At 31.3% G+C, this 23,823-nt stretch carries 27 protein-coding genes; 24 read left to right on the top strand and 3 right to left on the bottom strand.

Going from position 1 to position 23,823, the window contains the following annotated elements; genetic code table 11:
* Positions 1–67: 67 nt before the first annotated feature.
* The 22 genes from WN975_RS25850 (at position 68) to WN975_RS25745 (ending at position 15,642) form a co-directional block, all read left to right on the top strand.
* A complete protein-coding gene (locus WN975_RS25850) occupies positions 68–859 on the top strand; it encodes a hypothetical protein (protein ID WP_337964632.1) in 792 nt (263 codons plus the stop codon).
* A 121-nt stretch (positions 860–980) separates the two neighbouring features.
* Positions 981–1,403, top strand: coding sequence for a cytochrome c (locus WN975_RS25845; RefSeq protein ID WP_337964631.1), 423 nt, complete (start codon positions 981–983; stop codon positions 1,401–1,403).
* Positions 1,404–1,527: 124 nt separating this feature from the next.
* Positions 1,528–2,016, top strand: coding sequence for a hypothetical protein (locus WN975_RS25840; RefSeq protein ID WP_337964630.1), 489 nt, complete (start codon positions 1,528–1,530; stop codon positions 2,014–2,016).
* A gap of 220 nt (positions 2,017–2,236) precedes the next feature.
* Positions 2,237–2,953 carry a hypothetical protein gene (locus WN975_RS25835; protein WP_337964629.1) on the top strand — a complete coding sequence of 239 codons (717 nt, stop codon included), beginning with the start codon at positions 2,237–2,239 and terminating at the stop codon, positions 2,951–2,953.
* A gap of 523 nt (positions 2,954–3,476) precedes the next feature.
* A complete protein-coding gene (locus WN975_RS25830) occupies positions 3,477–3,941 on the top strand; it encodes a hypothetical protein (protein WP_337964628.1) in 465 nt (154 codons plus the stop codon).
* A gap of 119 nt (positions 3,942–4,060) precedes the next feature.
* Complete coding sequence (locus tag WN975_RS25825; RefSeq protein ID WP_337964627.1) at positions 4,061–4,522, top strand: hypothetical protein; 462 nt, start codon at positions 4,061–4,063, stop codon at positions 4,520–4,522.
* Between the two features lie 44 nt (positions 4,523–4,566).
* On the top strand, positions 4,567–5,514 hold the full coding sequence (locus WN975_RS25820; RefSeq protein ID WP_337964626.1) for a tetratricopeptide repeat protein: 948 nt from the start codon (positions 4,567–4,569) through the stop codon (positions 5,512–5,514).
* Between the two features lie 165 nt (positions 5,515–5,679).
* Positions 5,680–6,135 carry a hypothetical protein gene (locus WN975_RS25815; protein WP_337964625.1) on the top strand — a complete coding sequence of 152 codons (456 nt, stop codon included), beginning with the start codon at positions 5,680–5,682 and terminating at the stop codon, positions 6,133–6,135.
* 16 nt (positions 6,136–6,151) lie between these two features.
* The gene (locus WN975_RS25810) at positions 6,152–6,625 is read left to right on the top strand and encodes a DinB family protein (protein WP_337968972.1); all 474 of its coding nucleotides are present in this window, start codon (positions 6,152–6,154) and stop codon (positions 6,623–6,625) included.
* 117 nt (positions 6,626–6,742) lie between these two features.
* Positions 6,743–7,102: a hypothetical protein gene (locus WN975_RS25805; RefSeq protein ID WP_337968971.1), complete on the top strand. Its 360-nt coding sequence runs from the start codon at positions 6,743–6,745 to the stop codon at positions 7,100–7,102.
* Positions 7,099–8,028, top strand: a complete 930-nt coding sequence (locus WN975_RS25800) for a hypothetical protein (protein ID WP_337968970.1) — start codon at positions 7,099–7,101, stop codon at positions 8,026–8,028. Before WN975_RS25805 ends, WN975_RS25800 begins: the two co-directional genes overlap by 4 nt.
* A gap of 166 nt (positions 8,029–8,194) precedes the next feature.
* On the top strand, positions 8,195–8,497 hold the full coding sequence (locus WN975_RS25795) for a hypothetical protein (RefSeq protein ID WP_337968969.1): 303 nt from the start codon (positions 8,195–8,197) through the stop codon (positions 8,495–8,497).
* A gap of 4 nt (positions 8,498–8,501) precedes the next feature.
* Entirely contained in the window at positions 8,502–9,404 is a 903-nt protein-coding gene (locus WN975_RS25790; RefSeq protein WP_337968968.1) for a PhzF family isomerase, read from the top strand.
* A gap of 72 nt (positions 9,405–9,476) precedes the next feature.
* On the top strand, positions 9,477–9,872 hold the full coding sequence (locus WN975_RS25785; RefSeq protein ID WP_337968967.1) for a VOC family protein: 396 nt from the start codon (positions 9,477–9,479) through the stop codon (positions 9,870–9,872).
* Between the two features lie 146 nt (positions 9,873–10,018).
* Complete coding sequence (locus WN975_RS25780; RefSeq protein WP_337968966.1) at positions 10,019–11,206, top strand: hypothetical protein; 1,188 nt, start codon at positions 10,019–10,021, stop codon at positions 11,204–11,206.
* A gap of 42 nt (positions 11,207–11,248) precedes the next feature.
* On the top strand, positions 11,249–11,806 hold the full coding sequence (locus WN975_RS25775) for a hypothetical protein (protein WP_337968965.1): 558 nt from the start codon (positions 11,249–11,251) through the stop codon (positions 11,804–11,806).
* A gap of 171 nt (positions 11,807–11,977) precedes the next feature.
* Positions 11,978–12,445: a DUF1572 domain-containing protein gene (locus tag WN975_RS25770; RefSeq protein ID WP_337968964.1), complete on the top strand. Its 468-nt coding sequence runs from the start codon at positions 11,978–11,980 to the stop codon at positions 12,443–12,445.
* A gap of 232 nt (positions 12,446–12,677) precedes the next feature.
* A complete protein-coding gene (locus tag WN975_RS25765) occupies positions 12,678–13,004 on the top strand; it encodes a metalloregulator ArsR/SmtB family transcription factor (protein ID WP_099711240.1) in 327 nt (108 codons plus the stop codon).
* Positions 12,994–13,497, top strand: coding sequence for an SRPBCC domain-containing protein (locus WN975_RS25760; RefSeq protein ID WP_337968963.1), 504 nt, complete (start codon positions 12,994–12,996; stop codon positions 13,495–13,497). The genes WN975_RS25765 and WN975_RS25760 overlap by 11 nt, the downstream gene beginning before the upstream one ends.
* Before the next feature lie 163 nt (positions 13,498–13,660).
* A complete protein-coding gene (locus WN975_RS25755) occupies positions 13,661–14,527 on the top strand; it encodes an alpha/beta hydrolase-fold protein (protein ID WP_337968962.1) in 867 nt (288 codons plus the stop codon).
* A 36-nt stretch (positions 14,528–14,563) separates the two neighbouring features.
* Complete coding sequence (locus WN975_RS25750) at positions 14,564–15,250, top strand: GNAT family N-acetyltransferase (RefSeq protein WP_337968961.1); 687 nt, start codon at positions 14,564–14,566, stop codon at positions 15,248–15,250.
* A gap of 23 nt (positions 15,251–15,273) precedes the next feature.
* Positions 15,274–15,642 (top strand): nuclear transport factor 2 family protein, encoded by a 369-nt coding sequence (locus tag WN975_RS25745; RefSeq protein ID WP_337968960.1) that lies wholly within the window; start codon positions 15,274–15,276, stop codon positions 15,640–15,642.
* 261 nt (positions 15,643–15,903) lie between these two features.
* Here WN975_RS25745 and WN975_RS25740 read toward each other — a convergent pair whose 3' ends face one another.
* The gene (locus WN975_RS25740) at positions 15,904–17,439 is read right to left on the bottom strand and encodes a YifB family Mg chelatase-like AAA ATPase (RefSeq protein WP_337968959.1); all 1,536 of its coding nucleotides are present in this window, start codon (positions 17,437–17,439) and stop codon (positions 15,904–15,906) included.
* 205 nt (positions 17,440–17,644) lie between these two features.
* Here WN975_RS25740 and WN975_RS25735 point away from each other — a divergent pair, with 205 nt between their 5' ends.
* Positions 17,645–18,880, top strand: coding sequence for an ankyrin repeat domain-containing protein (locus tag WN975_RS25735; protein ID WP_337968958.1), 1,236 nt, complete (start codon positions 17,645–17,647; stop codon positions 18,878–18,880).
* 174 nt (positions 18,881–19,054) lie between these two features.
* On the opposite strand, the gene WN975_RS25730 is transcribed toward WN975_RS25735, so the two are convergent.
* Positions 19,055–19,354, bottom strand: a complete 300-nt coding sequence (locus WN975_RS25730; RefSeq protein WP_337968957.1) for a hypothetical protein — start codon at positions 19,352–19,354, stop codon at positions 19,055–19,057.
* 164 nt (positions 19,355–19,518) lie between these two features.
* Positions 19,519–20,493, bottom strand: a complete 975-nt coding sequence (locus tag WN975_RS25725) for a Gfo/Idh/MocA family oxidoreductase (protein ID WP_337968956.1) — start codon at positions 20,491–20,493, stop codon at positions 19,519–19,521.
* A gap of 331 nt (positions 20,494–20,824) precedes the next feature.
* Between WN975_RS25725 and WN975_RS25720 the strand changes: the two genes are divergently transcribed.
* Positions 20,825–23,815 (top strand): amidohydrolase family protein, encoded by a 2,991-nt coding sequence (locus WN975_RS25720; RefSeq protein ID WP_337968955.1) that lies wholly within the window; start codon positions 20,825–20,827, stop codon positions 23,813–23,815.
* Positions 23,816–23,823: the final 8 nt, after the last annotated feature.

The raw sequence follows: 23,823 nt of genomic DNA, 5'->3' as shown, positions 1-23,823 counted from the left end.
CTCCAAAATATAAATTCTATAAAGCACAAATATCTTATGATTTTGTGCTTTTTTTAATTCGATAATAATGTTTAAAAAAACTATTATAATTCTTCTTTTATATTTTACAGGAACATGTATTGGACAAGAATTTCCTGAAAAAGATAAAAAATACGATGTTGATATATTTGAATTTTTAATGAAAACTGTCGAAAAAGATTCTATTTCATTAGAAACATTTTTGATTAACAGCAAACCATTTTCAAAATGGGATATCAGACCATTAAAAAGAGAAAACGTTTGGGCTTTAGATACTTTTCACAATGCAAGCGAAATACCAAACTTCATCTTTGGGGCATTCTGTAATCAATATCAAATATCTCAGAAAACGGCAATGAATATGCCTAATCAATTTTTAGAAAATGGCCGCGATAAGAAAGATTTTTTAGAGAATTACTTAAATGAAAATTTGAAAAAATTCGAGAAACTTACACAACTTATTTCGGGAAATAAAAGTGATATTTTTACATCTTACGAAAGAATTCAAAGAATCGATAATTTATATAAAGAAAAGGAACTGTATTGGAAATATATAATTCCCAAAGATTCCCCTTTTCCTATCTCAAATAAAATTGAAAATAACGTAAACGATAGTTTTTCAAAAGAACAAATCAAGATTCTTAATTTACTTAAAGAATTAAATATTTATTCTGCCGTAAAAACAAAAAAAGGAATTTTCTATCTTGTCGATGGACTTACAGATAATTCATATGGCTTCTATTTCAATTCAAAAGAAGAAATGGAAACAGATAATTTTCTATTTCAGATTCTACAATCTGAAAAGATTAGCAAAAATTATTTTTATTATGTCGCAAATTGATTTGTTTAATAAATACTTTTAAAAAAAAATCACCACGTTGGCGTGAGCGTCCGCTTTTTGTTTTTTAGAAATCATTTTAAAATTATCTAATTAACTTTAATTGCTAAAAAACAAATCCAAAATGATTAAACCAATTTCTTTATTTCTAATTCTGTTTGTTGGTTATTTTACTTTATCATTAAAACCTACTGATTACAAAACGATTAAGAAAACCATTAAAACTGATCCACTTTATACAAAAGGGCAAAATATTTTTAAAAGAGATTGTGCTTCCTGTCACTACATTGGAATGGATAAAATAGCAACCGCTCCTGCTCTGGGCGGAATTACCAAATTGCGCAAAAAAGATTGGTTGTACAGTTATACCCGAAATTCGTATAAAATGTTTGAACAAGGCGATAAAATTGCCAAAGAAAATATCGCTAAAGGCTGGGGATTAATGACCGCATTTCCTAATCTCACCAATTCAGATCTGGATGCTCTTTATTACTTTGTTGAGAAAAGATATGAAATGTCAAAAAAAGGAGTTCCGCTTGAAAAATAATCCAACGATTTAATTGAAAATAATAAAATCCTCTTCAGCACTTTTTAGTTTTGGAGCATTTTTTGTATTAGCAATTTTGTGATTTCTACACACTAATTTATATGGTATTTTAATGAACATTATCATGAAAAACAGAAAAACAATAATTCGTTTTTTAGCAAGCCTAAGTATGTTGATTTTCTTCTCCCCTTTTTTCCAGATGTGTTCTGATAAAAACATTAAACAAAGTCCGCATTTTATTAAATCATATCATAAAACCGAAACAGAGCAAGAAAAAAAATTAGCTTTCGAACGGGCAAAAAAAGCTTATTCTTTAAGTGGTTATGATTTAGCGATGTCTTTTGAGCCAGTTTTCTTTAGTTTTACAATGATCCTGTTTCTGAACATAACCTTGTTAGTTTGCTTTCTTAGAAAACATTATAACCAATTATTTCTATGTTTCTTGAACTTAGTTGCAATCCTTCTATCATTTATTGTTTTAATATTTGCGCTACCTTATTTTGGACAAATTAGATACGGAATATTTCTGTGTTTAATTAACTCAATGTTGTTGTTTTTACTTGTCTATAAAGAACAGGAAAACCTTCCACAAAGTCAATTACAGGATTATTAGTTTTACAAAAACATATCAGAACACGATGATAAAAAGTTTTATTCTGCATTTCAAATAAGCTTTTCGAGCACGTGCGTGACACTAACGCCAGCGTGAGAAAAAAAATGTATTTTAGCAATACAAAAAAGTAAATTTATGGCGCAAAACCAGACTTATTGAAATACTTTGCGATTCTATTATTATTAATATAAAACATTTGAAAACGATACTATTAAAAATTATGAAATTAAATAAAGCATGTCTGTTTTTAATTATTCTGATGAGTTTATTTGCCTGCAATTCGAATAAAAAAGAAAGCAAATTAAATAATAACAGTAAGAACAATGATACCTTAAAAGTTACAAATAATGATACATTACAAGTTACAAGTAACGAAGTAGTTTATGATGATAGAAGGGAAAACTTAAAGCTTTCAATTCCTGATACAATAAAAATTTCTAATTCTTATTTCTTTTCAAATCAAAATTCTAAAGATATATTTCAACTCACTATAAATCCAGGTTTGGTTAAAAATTCCAAAGCTGAATTGCAAATAATAACTTCAGAAAATAAAATTATCTATACACAATCTTTTGACGCATTTTATTTTATACGCGAAATTTATGACCCTGAAACAACACCTTCGGGAGGACAAGAAGTCTATGAGAAATATATGGAAAAATATTGGAAATCTATAACTCCACAACAATTTGAAGCCTATTTTAAAAAGAACGTTGCTAATTTTTTTGATGTTATTTCCGTAATAGAAAATGATAATAGCGAAGAATTAAAAGCATGGGAAGAAGATATTACCGATAAAAAATTTCTAAATGAGGTTTTGACCAATCCTGCAATCAAATTAATAAACATTCCATGTTTTGACTGTGATGAAGGAGGTGAAATGATTGGATATTCGCTTGAGCAAAATAAAGTTATTTTATTACTAGAGCATGATTAAAATGCACTCAATAATGCTTATAATCTTTCCTGAAAACCATAAAACACAAAATTAGAAACTAATATTATTGGACATTAAAGAAATATACCGCAGATTTTTCTATCTTAATACAGGCTCAAGCAAAGGGCATAAACCTACAAGGGCACTTTCTAGCGTTGAAGGATTTTTTGTATTAGCAATTTGTGCAATTTTTAAGAAAATATTATTTCCTACTGTACATATTAGCTTTCCTGTTTTCTTTTCTTTTTTTATGATTATTTGTTTAACAATTGATTATTTCAATCTCAAAACACATAAAAGATTTAGCAATGTTTTTACTGCAGAATGGAAAAGTGAAACAAGAAGACATAGAATTAGATACCGTATTTGTAATATCGTATTTGTGATTCTTGTTTTCTCGATTTGTATCTATATTTTAGAATATTTGGATAATAGATCTTAATCAAATGAACATCAATAAATAATTTCCTTGCGTTAATGAAAATAAAATTACAATCTTAGCAAGACTATAAAATAAATTAAAATGAAAAAATACTTATTCCTTATTTGTGCATTAATTGTAATTTCTTGCGGGAAAAAAGAAAGCGTAAAAGAAGCAAGCATTAACAATCTAAACTCGCAAAAAAAAGAAAAAGAAATTATAAAAACAGCTTCTTCAAAAAACACTGATATCGAAAGTGTACAAAATACTGACCGCCCAAAACAAAGTAAAATAATCACATCAAAATTTGATCCGGACTTGCTTTTTGGAATTTGGACAAACGACCCAAACGGTCCGCATGCAGATTTTGAGTTAACAAAAAAATCTTATTATATTGTAGATTATGATGGAGATGGAGATATGCCATACGTCATAAATCAAGATACAATCAAAGTTTACTATAATGATTATACTGCTGTAGGTATAATTAAAAATGCAACGAAAGACACTTTGAAAATTGATTGGGACCAAAACGGAATAACAAATTATACGAAGTGGAAGAATTAATTGCAGCATACACGCTCGCGCCAACATCCTAATAAATTTTTTATTCTTCAATCAAAAATCAAACTCAACAAACTCAAATAAAAAAACTATTTTAGCTTGGTAAACTAAACCCAAAAACAATGAAAATTACGATTCCCCTGTCGGTATTATTCCTGTTACTTTCTACCAATTTATTCAGCCAGACGATTGCTGATTTAAAACTAAAAGCCAAAGAAATTCCAAAAACCTATACCAATAGCGACGGTCACAATTGCATAACTCCTCAGGCTTGTACATTCTACAATGATATTGCAACTTACAGCAACATTGTTGGAGTTGTAAAAAGTAAAGAAATTCAAAGTTTCAAAAGCAAAAAAGATAGCGGTTCTATCATGTATTTTGAATTCGAAAACAGATTCAAAGGCGACCGATTTCTGCAAGGATTACTTTGGGGAAAAGACGGTCAGCCAACTGATGAACATCCCGAAGAATATCTTGCAAAAGGAAAATTTCTAATCATCTGGAGTTTTCATCCAGATAGCGTAATCAGAGAAAAATCTGAAGCCAAAATAGATGCGCTTTTGCAGTCAATCACAAATTAGCTTTAATTACAAAAAGATCTTCTACTTATAACAGAATCAAACGGATGAAACAACTAGCTTCTATTTTAATACTACTTTTTCTTAGCTGTCATTTTTTAAATGCTCAGAAAATAAAACAAAAACAAGCGTTTGTAAAAAGTTCAGGTCCTATAGAAGGCAAAAACATTATGGACTTTGAAATTAATGCTACTATTGATAGCACTATTATCTCTAAAGAAACTTATTCGATTATAAAAGAAATCTTGCCTTTAGTCGAAAAAGAACAACATAAGGAAGCCTTAAATTTAGTAAACGCAATTGACCAAAAAGATTTAGAAACAAACCAGTTATTAGTAGTAAAAGCTATACTTGAAATGAAATTAGACGAATTATCAAATTCCTATAATTCTTTTTCGAAATACATTCCACTGGCAAAAAACGATTCCATTAGAAGTTCGGTTTATTATTCATTAGGAATGATTGATATTAAAAGACATTTACAAATTAGCGCTTCTCATAATTTCGAAAAATCATTAGAATTAGACAATAGAAATCTTTCTACAATTATCGCTTTAGAACAATTAAATTTTGCAAAAAAAGATTTTGACAAAGCCATATTCTATTGCGAAAAAGCCCTTAAAATAAATCCCAATTTAAATAATGTTTGGAATAATCTGGGTTTTATATATCAACAAAAAGAAAATCATAAAGAGGCTCAAAAAATATTCAGCAAAATTATAAAAGATGAGCCTGAAGATCCTTTACCGTACAACAATCGAAGTTATTCGAACCTAAAACTGGGCTTTACAAAACAAGCTATGGAAGACGTCAATAAATCGCTAAAACTTTTTCCTGAAAACTCATACGCCTATAGAAACAGAGCTTTGATATATTTAAATTTAAAAGATGCTAAAAAAGCCTGTCTAGATATTGAAACAGCTTTTAAATTAGGATACCGCGAAAAATATGGTTCTGATTTGGATTTAATTCAATCTGAGAATTGTAAAAATTAATTATATTTATCTGGTTTGAAGTCAATCTAACAAATATGACTAATCTAAGAAACATTCCATTTTTTTATACTTTTAATTAATTTTCAAAAACAAATAAAATTAAAGAAATAGTAAATTCAATCTATCGAAGTTAGAAACGTTAAATTTAAATATTACCAAAAAGTAGTGGAAATAAAAAAAGATCTAATTTGTCAAGTATTCGCAGGAAAAAAATCAAAAAGCACTATTGAACTGGTTCTAAATACATTTATTCCCGGATATGAAAAGTTAAATACTGATTATACTTGCAAACCAGAGGACAAGGAATATGTTTTTAAAACAGAAGATGAAATGATAAATTATTTCATTGAAAATTCCCAATTAAGTCAGACCTTCTATTGGAATAAATATCACGACAACCCTGATAATATTATGGTTGGTGCAAACATTACAAAAGATGATAAACTAATTATTAGCCTAACTATTGACGGTAACGAGGTAACTGAAAAATTATACTTCGAAAAACTCAAAGAAATTTTAAACTCAAAAATTGGAGTGATAACATATTTCAATCCTGCGGAATATGACAATGGACAAGATTTCATTTCAAGATACGGAAAGAACACAAAAATAACCCCTTAGCTTAACAACAAAAAAAATGAACAGACAAGGCGCAGTTGGAGCATTGCTTGACATATATGAGCAGACAATTTCAGATCTTAAGAATGTTATTAAAGATATTTCTGATGATGTTTTAACAAAGATCTTAGACGAAAAAACAACAAACGAAGATTGCAGATCCATTCAAACAATTCTAACTCACGTTGTAAGTTCCGGTTATAGCTATGCCACAAGCATTCATAACTATAAAGAAAATAATGTTGAACGACCTGAAAAGATTCTTCGTTTGACTATTGCCGAATATTTAAACGACTTAACGGATGTTTTTGCCTTTACAGAAAATGTTTTCAAAGAAATTAAAGATGATGAATTAGAACAACCTGTCAATTCTTTAAAAATGCAAACTAGTTGGGGACAATGCTACGATATTGAACAAATTACAGAACACGCCATTGTTCATATCCTTCGACACAAACGACAAATAGAAAGAATGAAACGCGATAAATTGTAGTAAAATTTCTTCGCTTGACGCTGGAATTAGAACAAACAAAAAACATTTTTAAAATCTATACTAATCCTAGCTTCATTTTTAATTTGTAATTTCGTCAAACCAAAAATAAATTTCAAAATGAAACTACAAGTACGAATTCTACTTTACTCTCTATTATTTTTCACCTATAGTTTTTCAACTTCCCTTTTACTTGCATTGGGCGAAAAACTAAAAGACCATAGATTTATAACTTTAGGCTGCGGTTTTTTTGTCATAAATATTATTTTTTCGCTTTTTGTCTTAAAATGGAACGCTTTATTAAGCATAATCTGTTCTATTGCAATTGCAGCTTTATCCCTATTTCTGGCTTTGAGACTTGGAGATTTACATCTGTTTACAAAATATGATGAATATGGTATTAAAACAGCATTAATGGCAAATGCAATTTTTCCGATTATCTTTTGGGAAATTATTTATCAGATCAAAGCAAGACGATGAAAAATGGTTTAGAAAAATTACAAAAACTATTTGTTATTATATTTCTTTTAACCACTTCATTTATTTACTCACAAAATCTATGTGCTGATCTTAAGTACAAAGACTATTATTTTTATGAAAAAAACACTTTTAAAAATGGAGCTATTAAATTGTTTTCAGATAAAAATGGAAAACGTTTTGATGCACTAAATAAACTCATTTTAAAAAATAGTGAATACATTTTAGAACTAAATCTTAAGAACAACAGTATAGGATTTCATAAGCCAGATTCTCTTTTTGATAATTCTGAAGAAAATAAAACATTCCAAAACTGGATTGATCATCTTGATCTTTCGAAAATTTTCACTTTGAATTCCGAATCAAAATTGCATCAAAAATTGTCTGAAGAAATGCAACTTCATAATGAATCGGGAGAACTTTCTACAAGAGTTTTCTGCTTAGATAAAATTCTTGTTTATCATACTCAACTAAATGACGGCAGAGATAAAGGTTCTCCTTATGATGAATTTTTAAATATCGATTTAAACAAAATGGAATTAATCAACTTCAATTCCTTAATAGCAGCAAATCAACAAGATGCTTTTAACAAAGCTGTTTTAACTTATACCAACAATCATAAAAAAGAAATCGTAAATAATTATAAAGAAATATTATCTAACGGATTTGGCGATTTATTATACACTTATCAGCTTGCTTTTGAAAAGCCTAATTATGATTATCATAAAATAAATTGCAAAATTAATTCTTCTAATTTTTCTCATTTCAGTGCTAAAGGAATTGTTTTCGAAGTCAATGTCTTGGATAAAAATAAGAATGAAGAAAACGAACCAATTGGCGAATATGTTTCAAAAATAACAATTCCGTACAAAGAACTTACACCATATTTTGATAAAAAGAATAATCTGTATTCTAGTATCAATAAATAAAATTTAATGGTTAAAAGAAGCAAATTAGCCAATAAATACGACTTTTTTTGATTATCTTTTCGGGCATAATTTATCCCGTGAAAACTAGAAAAAAATGAAATTACAAAACCGATTTTTTGCCTATATAATACTTCTTGTAGTATATTATTTTTCAACTATACTTTTAATGACACTAGATAGTGAATTAAAAATCAATCATTTATTTATCACTTTAGGTTTTGGGTTCACGATAATAAATCTTCTTTATTCCTTTTTCATTTTAAAATGGACACCATTATTCAATATCGGATATTCTATTATCATTGCCGCAGTAAGTTTGACATTGGCCTTAAAATTTGGAGATTTACATTTGTTTTCCCAATACGATCCTTATGATATCGAAACATGCGTAATAGCAAATGCTGTTTTTTCGGTTCTATTTTGGGAAGTTGCTTATCAAACAAAAAAAATCTCTTCGCAAAACATTTAATTTCATGAAACAACTTATTGTATATCAAATAGATTCTTTTACAAAAGAAAAATTCAAAGGAAATCCTGCCGGAGTAGTTGTCAACGCAGATGGATTGCAGGATTATGAAATGCAGCAAATCGCGAGAGAATTAAATAACTCCGAAACTGCCTTTCTTTTCTCGCCAGACAGCAATGATTGCGATGGCGTAATACGATATTTTACTCCAAGTATTGAAGTTCCTATTTGTGGTCATGCTACAATTGCAGCAATGTACGCCAAAGCTCTCGAAGATAATTTGGATTCTTGCGTATTGAGAATGAAAACCAAAATTGGTATTCTGCCTTTTGAAATCATCAAAGAAAATGGCGATTATCAGGTTGTAATGACGCAAGGAAGTTTTGAACTTAGTCCAACATTTGACGACGATATTACTAAAAAAATGATCGACGCATTAGGACTTGATGTTGATGATATCGACACAAAATGTCCAATTCAAATTGCTTCTACAGGACATTCAAAAGTTATGATTGGAATTAAAAGCCGAGAAAAACTTAATGCTTTGTCTCCAAAATACAGCGACTTAACCGAATTAAGCAAACATATTAATTGCAATGGTTATTTTGTTTTTACATTCGATTCTGACGATAAAGATATCCTGACTTACGGCAGAATGTTTGCTCCAGCAATTGGTATAAATGAAGATCCTGTTACCGGAAATGCAAACGGACCTTTGGGCGGTTATTTGGTCGAAAATAATATTGTTCCTTTTAACGATAACAAACTTGAATTCAACGGAAGACAAGGCGAAAAAATAAACCGACTTGGCACAATATCAGTTAAAGTTTTGGTTGAAAATGATAAACCTGCATTAATTCAAATAAAAGGTGACGCCGTTGTTGTATTTAAAACCATAATAGAAATTTAAATTTTCATAATTTTATATCACGATTATTAATTAATGATCTGAATTAAGTTCTAATTTTTAAAAGTGAATCTTATGGAAACGAAAAGAATATGGGCGAATTTTGGTGTAGAAAACTTAGACAGAACAACGAAATTCTATACTGATTTAGGATTTAAACCAAACGGTCATAATACAAACAATGAGTTGCGGAGTTTTCTTTTTGGTGAGGACGACTTTATCATTCATTTTTTTGTAAAAGAGCAATTTAAATGGGCTGTTAATGGCGAAATGGCAGATTTAAATATTGGAAATGAAATTATATTTTCGCTTTCCGCCGAAAGCAAAGAAGAAGTTGACCAATGGCTTACGGTTGTTAAAAAAGCCGGAGGAAAGATTTTTGCCGAACCTCAAGAATATGGAAAAGGATATTTCTTTGGATTTTCTGATCCGGATGGTCATAAGTTTAATTTTCTGTATTGGCCAAAATAGAATTAAATACTGAAAGACGCACTGCTGTGCGCCTCTACATTAATTATGAAAACGAAAACTTCTGCTCCTTAAATTTAAAAATTACATTATTTGATTTCATCTAAAAACCGATATATTTACACCTTCAAAAATCAATGGTCTCTAGGATGAAAAAAATTACTTTACTGTTTTCTATATTATTTTTAACGCTCTCTTCATGTGGCGTAAAAACCACGCAATCTTTAATAAGCGACGGAAATTATGACGCTGCAATTGATCGCGCTGTCGAAGCTTTAAGAACCAAAAAAGATTCTAAAGGGAAACAAGATTATGTGTATTTGCTGGAAGAAGCTTTTGCAAAAGCCAAAGACAGGGATTTGCGCGATCTTGATTTGATGACAAAAGAAGCAAACGCAGCAAATGCTGAACGCATTTATAATACGTATATGCAATTGAATAATCGTCAGGAAAAAATAAGACCGTTATTGCCTTTGCAATTATTGAAACAGGGAAGAAATGCTTCTTTTCCGTTTGATAATTATTCAAATGAAATTGTAAGCAGCAAAAATGCTTTGTCTAAATACTTGTATGAGAATGCTTCGGCACTTTTAAAATCAAAAAACAAATTAGATTTTAGAAAAGCTTACGATGATTTTTTCTATTTAGAAAGTATAAATCCTGGTTACAAAAACGCCAAAAAACTGATGGACGATGCGCAGTTTAAAGGAACTGATTTTGTGGATATTTATGCTACAAATGTGACTAATATGGTGATTCCAAGACAACTTCAGGATGATTTATTGGATATCAAAACTTATGGATTAAACGATAAATGGACGGTTTATCATAATGTAAGACAAAAAAATATTACTTACGATTATAGTTTAATTGTAAATTTTGTACAGATAAATATTTCGCCTGAGCAAATAAAAGAAAAGCAATTCATCAAAGAAAGAGAAATAAAAGATGGTGTAAGAACACTTTTGGACAGTCGTGGAAGACCCGTGAAAGATAGTTTGGGCAAAGAAATAAAAGTCGATAATTATAGAATGCTTCGTGCGAATATATATGAATTCAGGCAATTTAAATCTTGTCAGGTAACGGCAAAAGTAGATTATGTTGATTTGAAAACGAATCAATTAATGCAATCATTCCCACTTACGAGCGAGTTTATTTTTGAGAATATTTATTCGACTTACAAAGGAGACAGAAATGCTTGCGAGGATACTTATATGAGTAATTTTAATAAACGTTCTGTGCCATTTCCTAATAATGAACAAATGGTTTTTGATACCGGCGAAGATCTAAAAGCCCGACTTAAGGATATTATTGTAAGGAATAGATTTAGAGGATAAATAGTGTAATTTGATAATTGAAAAGCCAACGAAACCTCATCTATGAAAATTAGAATTTTAGTAATCATTACCTTCTTTTTCTTTATCTCTTGCAAAAAAGAAGAAAAACAACAAACCAATAATATTACAACCGTAAAAAAAGATACACTTAAAAAAACGAAAGAAACAGAAAACAAAAATAATGCTGACACAATTGTGCTTTCGACAAAACATAAAACAAATAAAATTTTATGTGATCTTGATGGTGATGGATTAAATGAAACTGTTGAAATCGTAAGAAGTACAAAAAATAAAAAAAGTGGTTTGAGAATTGTTTTTGGAGACGGAAAAAAAACTGATTATTTAGGAATGGGAAATGACATTTTGAACCAAGGATTTAATGAGATCGATTGGGCCGGAATATTTGAAAAAGCTCCTAAAAATGAATTGTATTGGGAAAATGTAGACGAAAATGGGGATATTCTCGTAAATGAAGAAATAAAAGAAGAAGACAAAATAAAATTACTTAATGACGGAATATTTATTCATGCCGAAGAAAGCTGTGGTGGTGGAATAATTTATTTGGAAGATGGAAAATACAAATGGATTCAGCAAGAGTAATTTTCGATAACTAAATATTCTATTTAAAATTAAGATATTAAAGACGCTTTGTGCGTCTTTTTTTATACAAAAACACAAAATTCCGTTTGGCTATTTTCTGCAAAATATAGTATTTTAGTAATACAAATTTCTAAATATCAAATAATTGCAAAATCATAATTTATCTCTTTTATGAAAAATACCCTTGAAATAGCCAATAGATTTAGAGAAATTATTTTGAACGGAACCTGGATCGCAAATACCAATTACAAAGATCAATTGACCAATTTAGATTGGAAAATTGCAACAACTCCAATAAAGAATCTTAACACAATCGCTGTTTTAGCGCAACACATTCACTACTATATCAACGGAATAAATATTGTTTTTAAAGGTGGAAGTCTGGATATAAAAGACAAATTTAGCTTTGACTTTCCTCCTATTAATTCGCAGGAAGAATGGGATATATTTTTGTCTAAATTCTGGAAAGACAGCGAAGAATTTGCGGCTTTGATTGAACAAATGCCTGATGAAAAACTAGAACAAGGTTTTGTCGATGAAAAATATGGAACCTACAAAAGAAATATCGAAGCCATGATCGAGCATAGTTATTATCATTTGGGTCAAATTGTTTTGCTTCATAAAATGATAAAAGATTAATGTAATTACTACTTGGAGACGCACTGCTGTGCGCCTCTATGGTCAATTGGTATTTAAAAACATTGTATTTATTTATAATCTGAATTCGTAGAGGCGCACAGCAGTGCATCTCGGTTATTAATTTCCAGCGTTCAAAAAATCATTTTCCAAAAAAAATCAAAAAAACATATTACGCAACCAAAAAGTTGCTTATATTTGCAACTGATTGGTTGCTAATTTAAATAAGTCAAAAATGAAACGAGATATTTTTCAGGCTATTGCTGACCCGACCCGCAGAGCAATTTTAGTATTGGTGGCAACAAATGCTTTGACACCAAATGCTATTGCAGAAAAATTTAACACCACACGACAAGCCGTTTCAAAACACATCAAGATTCTCAATGAATGTGAATTACTGGATGAGAAAAAAATGGGTCGCGAAATTTATTATCAACTTAGAATTGACAAAATGAAAGAAGTTGACAAATGGCTGGAACAATTCAAAGAGATTTGGGAAAACCGTTTTACTCAACTTGATCAAGTATTAATGAATCTAAAATCTAAAGAAAATGAAATCTAATCTATTGATGAATTTTACCGTGGACAAAGAAAACAGCACGGTAAACGTAAAACGTGAATTTAATGCATCTCTTGCAAATGTTTGGTCTGCCTGGACTGAAGCTGAAATACTGGATCAATGGTGGGCGCCATCGCCTTGGAAAGCCAGAACTAAAAGCATGGATTTTAAGGAAGGCGGACGTAGACTTTATGCAATGGTTGGTCCTCAAGGCGAGGAACATTGGGCAATTGCTGATTTTACTTCAATAACTCCAAAATCAAATTTTAAATATTTGGATGCTTTTTGCGATAGCGAAGGTAATCTAAACGTAGATTTTCCGAGATCTAAATGGAATGTTGATTTCTCTGAACAAGGCGATTCGACTATTGTTGACATTGCTATTAAACACGATAATTTATCTGATTTAGAGAAAATTATCGAAATGGGATTCAAAGAAGGTTTTACTATTGCTCTGGAAGGTTTGGACGAAATCTTTGCTTCAAGACCGAAATAAGTTTTATAATTTATTCACTAAATCCCGTTTGTTTATTGACAAACGGGATTTTTTTTGAAATATAATATCTACAAAAGTTGTATTTTAGCTTCATTAGAAAGTCGTTCTAAAAATTTCAAAAATCAATACCACAATGACCTCAGCCGTTATTAAATATCACAAAATGAATAAAACTATTATCCTTACCCTTTTACTTCTATCTTCAACTTTAATTTTTAGTCAAGCCAAAAAATCAAAAACAACAGAAACCGCCAAACCTTTTGTTTTGGGAGTCATCGATGAAATTCAATCGCAAGAATTAGGCGAAAAAAGAATCCTGAATATCTATCTTCCTGATGGTTACAAACCAGAAGATGCAACAAAATATCCTGTAATTTATTTATTAGACGGTTCGGCAGATGAAGATTTTATTCATATTGTAGGATTGGTTCAGTTTAATAGTTTTGAATGGATCAATCAGGTTCCAAAATCTATTGTTGTGGGAATTGCAACGGTCGACAGAAGAAGAGATTTTACGTTTCCGACAACTATCGAGAAAGATCAAAAAAAGTTTCCAACTACTGGACATTCCGATAAATTTATTGCTTTTATCGAAAAAGAATTACAGCCATTTATTGATAAAAAATATAAAACCACAGATTCTAAAACGATTATTGGGCAATCGCTTGGCGGACTTTTAGAAACTGAAATTTTATTAAAGAAACCAACGCTTTTTAATAAATATGTGATCGTGAGCCCAAGTATTTGGTGGGATAATGGTTCGATATTAAATCTGGACAGTCCAATTTTTCAGGAAAACTTTACGCAACAAACTGATATTTATATCGCAGTTGGAAAAGAAGGTTTAACTCCAACTGAGATTCCGAGAGTTATGGAAGTTGATGCAAACTTATTGGCAGAGAAAATTAAGGCGACAAAAAGTAAAAACATAAAAGTATATTTCGACTATTTCCCAAAAGAAAATCATGCTACTATTTTGCATCCGGCAGTTTCAAATTCTTTCCGCTTTTTTTATCCGATACAAGAATAAGAATCTTGAAAATGACAGAATACAAATTTTATAGTAATGAAAAATTTAGACGAAAATAAATTAGACAATCCCGTTTGGAATTCTTTATCTGAAACTCATCAGGAATTTGCTATTGATTATAACGGAACAAAATTTTACAATCCTGATTATTGTCTGTTTGGTGGTTTTACAGAACTTGAAACTACCATAGAAGCGACAAATCAATATTCGGCTTTAGCAGAAAGTTTCTTTGTTGTTGGAGAAAAACCCGAAATTGCCGATTCTCTAAATATTATGAAAGAATTGGTTTGTCTTCAAATGGTTTTACACGAAAAAATTGAATTGCCAATAGAAACCGAAATCGTCAAACTTACCAAAAATCATAACGAAGAATTATGCAATTTGGTGAATTTGGTTCAACCTGGATATTTCAAAAATAAAACTCCTTTGTTGGGAGATTATTTTGGGATTTTCAAAGACAATCAATTAATTGCAATTACAGGCGAACGCATGAAAATGAATGCTTTTACCGAAGTCAGCGCCATAATAACACATCCGAATCATACCGGAAAAGGTTATGCCAAACAATTAATCGCTCATGTTGTAAATAGGATTTTTGACCAGAATGAAATTCCTTATTTACATGTTGTCGAAAGTAATATAGGAGCAATTAAACTTTATGAGAAACTAGGTTTTGAGACCCGAAGAAAAATAAGCTTTTGGAATATTTCTAAAAATCAGTAATTTTAGATTTAATTTCTTTGATTATGACACCAAATAAAAAAACTGTAGACGAATATATGGCAGCATTTAGAGTAAGTGATCATGCGAGAGTTCTTGCTTGCCTTACGGATGATGTTGTTTGGGAAATGCCAGGAATTTATCAGCATGTTGGTAAAGAAGCATTTGACAAGGAAATCGAAAATGATAATTTTGTTGGAAGTCCCACAATTCAAATTATAAAACTTATCGAAGAAAATGATATTGTAATCGCAGAAGGCGCGGTACAAGGAAACATGAAAAACGGCAATATATTAGACGCTGTTTTTTGTGATGTCTTTGAAATGAAAAATGGAAAAATAAAAAAACTGACTTCTTATTTAATGTCACGAAATGCAAGTTTGAAGTTTGAGTGAGGTTGATTGTCATTGCACGCAGATTATACGGATTTAAGCTGATTTTCGCAGATTTTATTTTTTTTCTAAATAGATTTAAATATTCTTTTACAATTGTAATTAATGATTTTGTCATTCCGAGGAACGAGGAATCTCCGTAAGTAGCTCGACAAAGATTGGTGCTTTCCTTTGCGGAGTTTCTCGCGAAGATTCCTCGTTCCTCGGAATGACAAGATTCTCAAATCTCAAATCCAAACAATCTAAAGTCTAAAATCTAAAATTTTACCCTAGCCATCCATCGCGATCCAAACTTCTGTATTGAATAGCTTCAGCGATATGTTGCGAAATTACTGTTGGCGAAGCATCCAGATCCGCTATAGTTCTGGAAACTTTCAGGATTCTGTCGTAAGCTCGTGCAGAAAGATTCAGCCGTTCCATTGCGGTTTTTAGTAATTGTTTCGATTGCTCATCGAGCGCACAATATTCCCGAATCAGTTTACTGCTCATTTGGGCATTATAATGTATGTTTTCTATTTCTTCAAAACGCTTGGTTTGAATTTCACGTGCTGCTGTAACGCGCTTTCGGATTTCGACACTGCTTTCAGCTTTTTGATCATCGGCCAGTTTTTCGAAAGGAACCGGAGTTACTTCGATATGAATATCAATCCGATCTAATAATGGTCCCGAAATTTTACTTAAATAACGTTGCATTTCGTGTGGCGAAGATGTATTGGGCTGACTTGGATCATTAAAAAAACCACTTGGACTTGGATTCATACTTGCCACCAACATAAATGAAGATGGATAAGTAACTGTGAATTTTGCACGCGAAATAGTTACTTCACGATCTTCAAGCGGTTGACGCATTACTTCTAGAACATCACGTTTGAATTCGGGAAGTTCATCCAAAAACAAAACGCCATTATGCGCCATCGAAATCTCGCCTGGCTGCGGATAACTTCCTCCGCCAACAAGTGCAACATTCGATATAGTATGATGCGGACTTCGAAATGGCCGCTGATTCATTAATCCTACTTCTTTTAATTTTCCCGCAACACTATGAATTTTAGTCGTTTCAAGTGCTTCACGCAAAGTCATTGGCGGTAAAATACTTGGTACTCTTTTGGCAAGCATCGTTTTTCCGGCTCCAGGCGGACCAATCAAAATAATGTTATGTCCTCCGGCAGCAGCAATTTCCATACAGCGTTTTATACTTTCCTGCCCGCGAACATCTGAAAAATCAAACTCAGGAAAATCTAATGTTTTATAAAATTCTGCACGCGTATCGATAATTGTTGGTTCCAGCGTTCCTTTTCCGGCAAAAAAGTCAATTACTTCTTGTAGTTTTTCAACTCCGTAAACATTTAATCCGGTTACAATTGCCGCTTCTTTTACGTTTTGAATTGGAAGAAAAAAACCAAGATATCCTTCTTCTTTCGCTTTTATAGCAATTGGCAAAGCGCCGCGAATAGGCTGCAAACTTCCGTCTAAAGAAAGTTCGCCCATAATAATATACTTTTCGATTTCAGGAGCTTTAATCTGATCCGAACCTATTAATATTCCCATTGCTAAAGGCAAATCGTAGGCAGAACCTTCTTTTCGCAAATCGGCAGGCGCCATATTGATTGTAATTCGCTTTCCCGGCAAACTTAATCCGTTGTTTTTTAAAGCAGCAGCAATTCGGAAACTGCTTTCTTTTATCGCACTGTCCGGCAAACCAACTAAATGATAACCAATGCCTTTATCCATATGAACTTCTACTGTAATTGTTGTCGCTTCGACTCCAAAAACGGCACTTCCGTAAACTTTTACTAACATAATCAATCTTTATCAAGAATGTAAATGTATTTAAATAAGCAAACAAAAACAGTATTATTTGTAAATATTTTCTTTCTTTATTTTTCTTTAACAATTTAACCTTTAAATTAATTTTAATAAATTTTATCCTAAAGTTGATTACAGTTTTTAATTGTTATATTCGTTTTTCAAAACCTAAATTTATATCAATCAAAACCTAAAAACCATGTCATTTTTTAAAAAACTTTTCGGAAAAAATAAAGAAGAACAAAAAGTAGCACTGAGAGAAGAGCAAAAAGCAGCACCAAAAATTCAGCAACCAGAAGAACAAAAAGCTGAAATAAAAATACCGCAACTAGAAGAGCATATAATACAAGAGGACAAAGAATCATCTGATGAAATAAAATTATCCTGGATCGCAGCAGCCGAAAATCCTTGGGGATATGACCTTTTGGATTTGCGCCCTTTTAGTCAAACCATGATTTCGACTTCAGGGAATCAACAAATGGCAATGAATGCAATTTCTTATGGTGGTGAAAGTGGAACTTCTTTTTTTGGTTTAAGGCCTGAAAACACAAAAACTATAGCTGCAAATATTTCGCTTAAAATTGATCAGGCGCTTTATCCGGGAGTTTTATTTACACCTGATACAATGGAAAATAAATGGGCGGTTTATTTTGATGGTGAATATCTAATTTTCATTCGCAGCTGGTTAAGAGAAGTTTTGGTCGTTGCCAAAACTATTCAAAAAGGGAATCAACTTATTGTAGAATCCATTACCGGTGAATTTACAGAAGATGAAAGTCCGGAACTTACAAAAGCTATTCTTAATTTTATTTTAATTAGCCATTCGATCGGAGAAATTATTCCTGCTCCAATCCCTGTTGAATATGAAAACGACACAGATCTAGCAAGTAAATGGGCATTTTCGACTTACGGAAATATGGGGCAATTAGGAGTTTTTACTACTGATTTTTTACCTGTTTCTGATTCGCCTTTGCGCACGCATTCTTTGCTGCATATAGCTGTTGCACGTGGAGAAATACAAGAAATCGAAGACGAATTTAATAAAGGAACAAATTTAAATGCTTTAGCGGGAGACGGATTAGCACCATTGCATTGGTCAATCGCTCCGGAAACTATTGGTTCTATGGCAAAATTATTAGACTTAGGAGCTGATCCAAACGGATTAACGCATGAAGGTGCTACGCCTATAATGAATGCTGTACAATCGAATAAAATGGATAAAGTAAAACTTCTTCTGGATTATGGAGCTCTTATTAATATTCAGGACGATAGAGGATTTACGGCATTGCACAGAGCTGCAGAAAGAGGGCATATTGATATTGTGAAATTTTTATTAGCAAACGGAGCAGACAAGTCAATTTCGGCACAAGGACATACTGCAATTTCTCTTGCAACTATGACAGAACAACATGAAATAATAGAATTACTGAATTAAAACATATTAATTAAATTCTAAATCGGGTTAAGTCTTACTTAACCCGATTTTTCCTTTTAGCAATTCTTTCGTCTTTCACAAAAATACGTATTTGATGTTTTTATTCTTTATCTAACCATTTTTCATCATTTAAATCTTCTTCATATTTATTATTTTCCTTAAACATTATTAGAATTAATGTTTTTTATACTTATATATTCGATAACCTTCTTTTTGTTCAAATCCATTAACATCATAACCTAATCCTAAAATATCGTTGGTAATAATTGCCATATTCATTCCAATTGGGTCATTTAATTCATCAGAAATTAGAAGAGTTTCTTCATTGCTTTTAAAGTTCTCTTTAATATATATTTTTGCATTTTCTATTGTTGTAATAGGATTGCTGTTTTCCTGATTTATCATTTGTTCAGTCTTTTTTGAGTTACAAGAAATAAGTGCTAATATTAAAAGAAATAATAAGTTTTTTTTCATTTTATGCTTTTTCGTTTCTGTATAGGTAAAATGACACACAACTACTATATGTGCCACAAAATAGTTCTAATACACACAATTTAGGTTGGTTTTATGTGATGTTAATAATGTATTTATTTTCAAATATATTATTTTCTTTTGTCAAATTATTAAAATTTAATTTTCTAAAACTCCAACCCAATCTGATTCTTTATTTCCTCCACAATTTTACTTAAATCCAAGCTGTTTTTATGTGACCAAAGCAAACTTTCGATTTGATTGTTTCGAATACATTTATGACATTCAATAGCTTCATAAGTGTATCCTTTTCCAAAATTTGGCAAACTATATTTAGACTCTTTTTCGCCTTTAAAAACAGAATATCCATCGGCAATAAACCACGGCGCATTTAGCTGAATATATCCTTCGGTTCCGCTTATTGTTGCTTTCATATCAGATTCTGAAACTATCGAAGCTTGCAAAGTCGATTGTGCGTTTTCATATTGTAAAATCATAGAAGTCTGAAGATCTATTCCGTTTTTATGGTTAATAGATTTCGCCATAATTTCCTTCGGATTACCGAGTATTATATAAGATAGAAACAATGGATAAACTCCAATATCGAATAAAGCTCCTCCTCCATTATTTTTATCAAAAAGTCTTCCTCCTTCCTTTTCATCTGCATAAAAAGAAAAATCAGCTTTTACAGACTTTATATCTCCAATTGTTCCCTGATTAAGTTTTTCTAAAACTTCTTGAACTGATGGAATAAAACGCGTCCAGAATGCTTCCATAAAAAACTTATTATGCTTTTTAGACGCTTCAATCATTCGAATAGCATCTTTATAGGACAGCGACATTGGTTTTTCGCATAAAACATGTTTTCCGTTTTCTAATGCTTTTATAGATAATTCGGCGTGTGAATCGTGTGGAGTTGCAATGTATATGATATCAACCTGATCGTCCTTAAAAAGTGCGTCGTAAGAATCATATGCTTTTGGGCAATTGTATTTATTTGCAAATTCAATCGCTTTATCCTTATTTCTCGAAGCAACTGCAAATATTTCAGCATCTTCTAAGAGTAATAAATCGCTGGCAAATTGATTTGCAATATTTCCCAAACCAATAATTCCCCATTTAATTGTATTATTATTTTTCATAACTCCTTTGGTAAAATTAATTTTAACACATAGAAAAATAGACTCTTGCCTGTCAAAAAAGGCGTTTCACTTAATTAAAATGCACAGAGTATAGCTATGTGAAAGAAATGTATTTCTTTTTGAATTCTTTTTTTAGTTTAAAATCTATGTTTCTATGTATTTAAGTAAAGCATTTAGTAATTATACTCAAATGGTTTCTCCTATTATTCCCTAAGCTCTACTTATCAACGGTTTAATTAAAATTTTATATAAATAAAGAAAAATCATTCAAAAAAATGAATTTTAGATAACATATATTTCATATTTTTAGCAACAAATTTGCAAATAAACTATGAAAAAAGCCCTATTCCTACTCTTTCTGAGTGTATTTTTAACAAAAACGTACGCGCAGGACTACTTTCCAGTTAATGAAACTGTTCATAATACAAACAAAAACTACACTGTTTTTACCAATGCCACGATTTATGTAACTCCAACGCAAAAAATCGAAAAAGGAACTTTACTAATTCAGGATGGCAAAGTTGTTTCTGTTGGAAATAATATTGCAATTCCTAAAAATAGCATTACAATTGATCTTGCAGGAAAAACAATTTATCCTTCATTTATAGACATCTACACCAGTTTTGGGGTCGAAAAACCAAAAGGCAATAATAGATATGATCAGGATCCTTTGTACGATACTAAAAGAGTTGGTTATTACTGGAACGAAAGTATTCGTCCTGAAGTAAATACGTATGAAACTTTTAAATACGATCAAACTAAGGCCGAAGAATTATTAAAAGCTGGTTTTGGTGTTGTTGGAACTCATATTCCTGATGGAGTTGCACAAGGAACGGGAATTTTGGTTGCCTTGAATAATGCCGAAAACAATAAAAGAATTATTGCTAATAAAGTCACAAATCACTTTGCGTTTACAAGAAGTGCTTTGACAAATCAGGCTTATCCAAGTTCTTTAATGGGAATGATGGCTTTGTTGCGCCAAATGTATTTAGACCTTGATTGGTATAAAAAAGGAAATTCTGACACTAAAGATTTGTCTCTTGAAGCTTTGGCAAGCAATGAAAAATTAGTTCAAATTTTTGCTACAGAAGATAAATTAAACAGTTTAAGAGCGGCTAAAATTGCTAAAGAATTTGGTTTAAATTATATTTTAAAAGGAAGCGGAAATGAATTTGAAAGAATCGAAGAAATTAAAAGCACGAACGCTAAATATATTATTCCGATAAGTTTTCCTGAAGCTTACGATGTTTCAAATCCGTATTTATCAAACCAAATCGAATTGGCTGATATGCGTTTCTGGAATCAGGCGCCAACAAATCTAAAGGTACTTTCGGACAACGGAATCGTTTTTGCCTTAACGACTGATAAATTAAAAAAGACGGAGGATTTCAAGACTAATTTATTGAAAGCCATTAAATATGGTTTTGATAAAACAAAAGCTTTAGAAGCTTTGACTACAGTTCCGGCAGCTATTCTTGGAAAAAGTAATGAAGTTGGAAGTTTAAAAACGGGTAGTTATGCCAATTTTGTAATCACTTCCGGTGAAATTTTTGACGAAAAAACTATTCTATTCGAAAACTGGGTTCAAGGAACTAAATATGTGGTTAATGATATTAATGCCAAAGATATTCGCGGTAATTATGACTTAACTGTTGGAAAAGATAGTTATAAATGGAAAATTGAAGGAACTGCTGAAGCTCCAAAATCTGAGATTACTACAGTCGATGCTAAAAAGGTAAACAGTACTTTTTCTGTTTCTAAAAACTGGGTTTCATTATTGATTAAACCTTCTGATACTATCAAAGGTAATTTTACTCGTTTAACCGGATTTATCGAAAAGCCGGAAAAATTATCCGGAAAAGCGATTTTAGCAAACGGAGACGAATTGTTTTGGACAGCTTTAAAAACAAGTGCTTTTGTTGCTGTAAAAGATTCTTCTAAAGTAGAGAAACCAAATCCAATTGTTCCAACAACTTTCCCAAATATTGCTTTTGGTGATTCAAAAAAATTAACGACTCAGACTTTATTATTCAAAAATGCTACGGTTTGGACAAACGAAAAAGACGGTATTTTAACGGAAACTGATGTTTTAATCAAAAACGGAAAAATCGCTGCTGTTGGCAAAAATCTTTCAGATGCATCTGCTACTGTTATTGATGCAAAAGGCAAACATATCACAAGCGGAATCATTGACGAACACTCTCATATTGCCATTTCGAGAGGTGTTAACGAAAGCGGACATAACTCTACTGCCGAAGTTACGATTGAGGATGTTGTCAATTCAGAAGATATTAATATATACAGAGACCTTGCGGGAGGTGTAACAACTTCTCAATTACTACACGGATCTGCGAACCCAATTGGTGGTCGTTCTGCAATCGTAAAATGGAAATGGGGCGCTGCTCCTGATGAAATGTTATACAAAAATCAACCTAAGTTTATCAAGTTTGCTTTGGGAGAAAATGTAAAACAAGCCAATTGGGGAATTAATAATCCAACTCGTTTTCCACAAACCAGAATGGGTGTTGAACAGGTTTTTACCGATTATTTTCAACGTGCGAAAGAATACGACGAAAGCTGGAAAAAATTCAACGCAGGTTCGAAAAAAGGAAAAGCTCCAAGAGTGGATTTAGAAATGAAAACGTTGGCCGAAATTATCAATAAAGAGCGTTTTATCACGTGTCACTCTTATGTAGAATCTGAGATTTTGATGTTGATGAATGTTACGGAGAAATTCAACTTTAGAGTAAACACTTTCACTCATATTCTTGAAGGTTATAAAGTTGCCGATAAAATGAAAGAACACGGAGTTGGCGCTTCGACTTTCTCAGATTGGTGGGCTTATAAATTTGAAGTAAACGATGCAATTCCGTTTAACGGACCAATTATGCATAATGCAGGTCTTGTTGTTGCTTATAATTCTGATGATGCCGAAATGTCAAGAAGACTAAATCAGGAAGCTGCAAAAGCTGTTAAATACGGAAATATTTCTGAAGAAGATGCCTGGAAATTTGTAACTCTGAATCCTGCCAAATTATTACATATTGATGATAAAGTAGGAAGTCTTAAAGTGGGGAAAGATGCTGATGTTGTTTTATGGAGCGATAATCCTTTGTCTATTTATGCCGTAGTCGAAAAAACAATTGTTGATGGTGTGGTATATTTTGACATTCAAAAAGATGCCGAAAAACAATTGGCAATTACTAAAGAAAGAAGCTTGTTGATTGGACAAATGTTACAGGAGAAAAACAAAGGAATGACTACACAAGCACCGACCAAAAAAGAGAAAATAGAATATCACTGTGATACTTTAGAGCAATAATTTAAGCG

This window comes from uncultured Flavobacterium sp., from assembly GCF_951805225.1.
GTDB lineage: Bacteria > Bacteroidota > Bacteroidia > Flavobacteriales > Flavobacteriaceae > Flavobacterium.
This window is presented reverse-complemented; position numbering and strand designations above follow the sequence as displayed.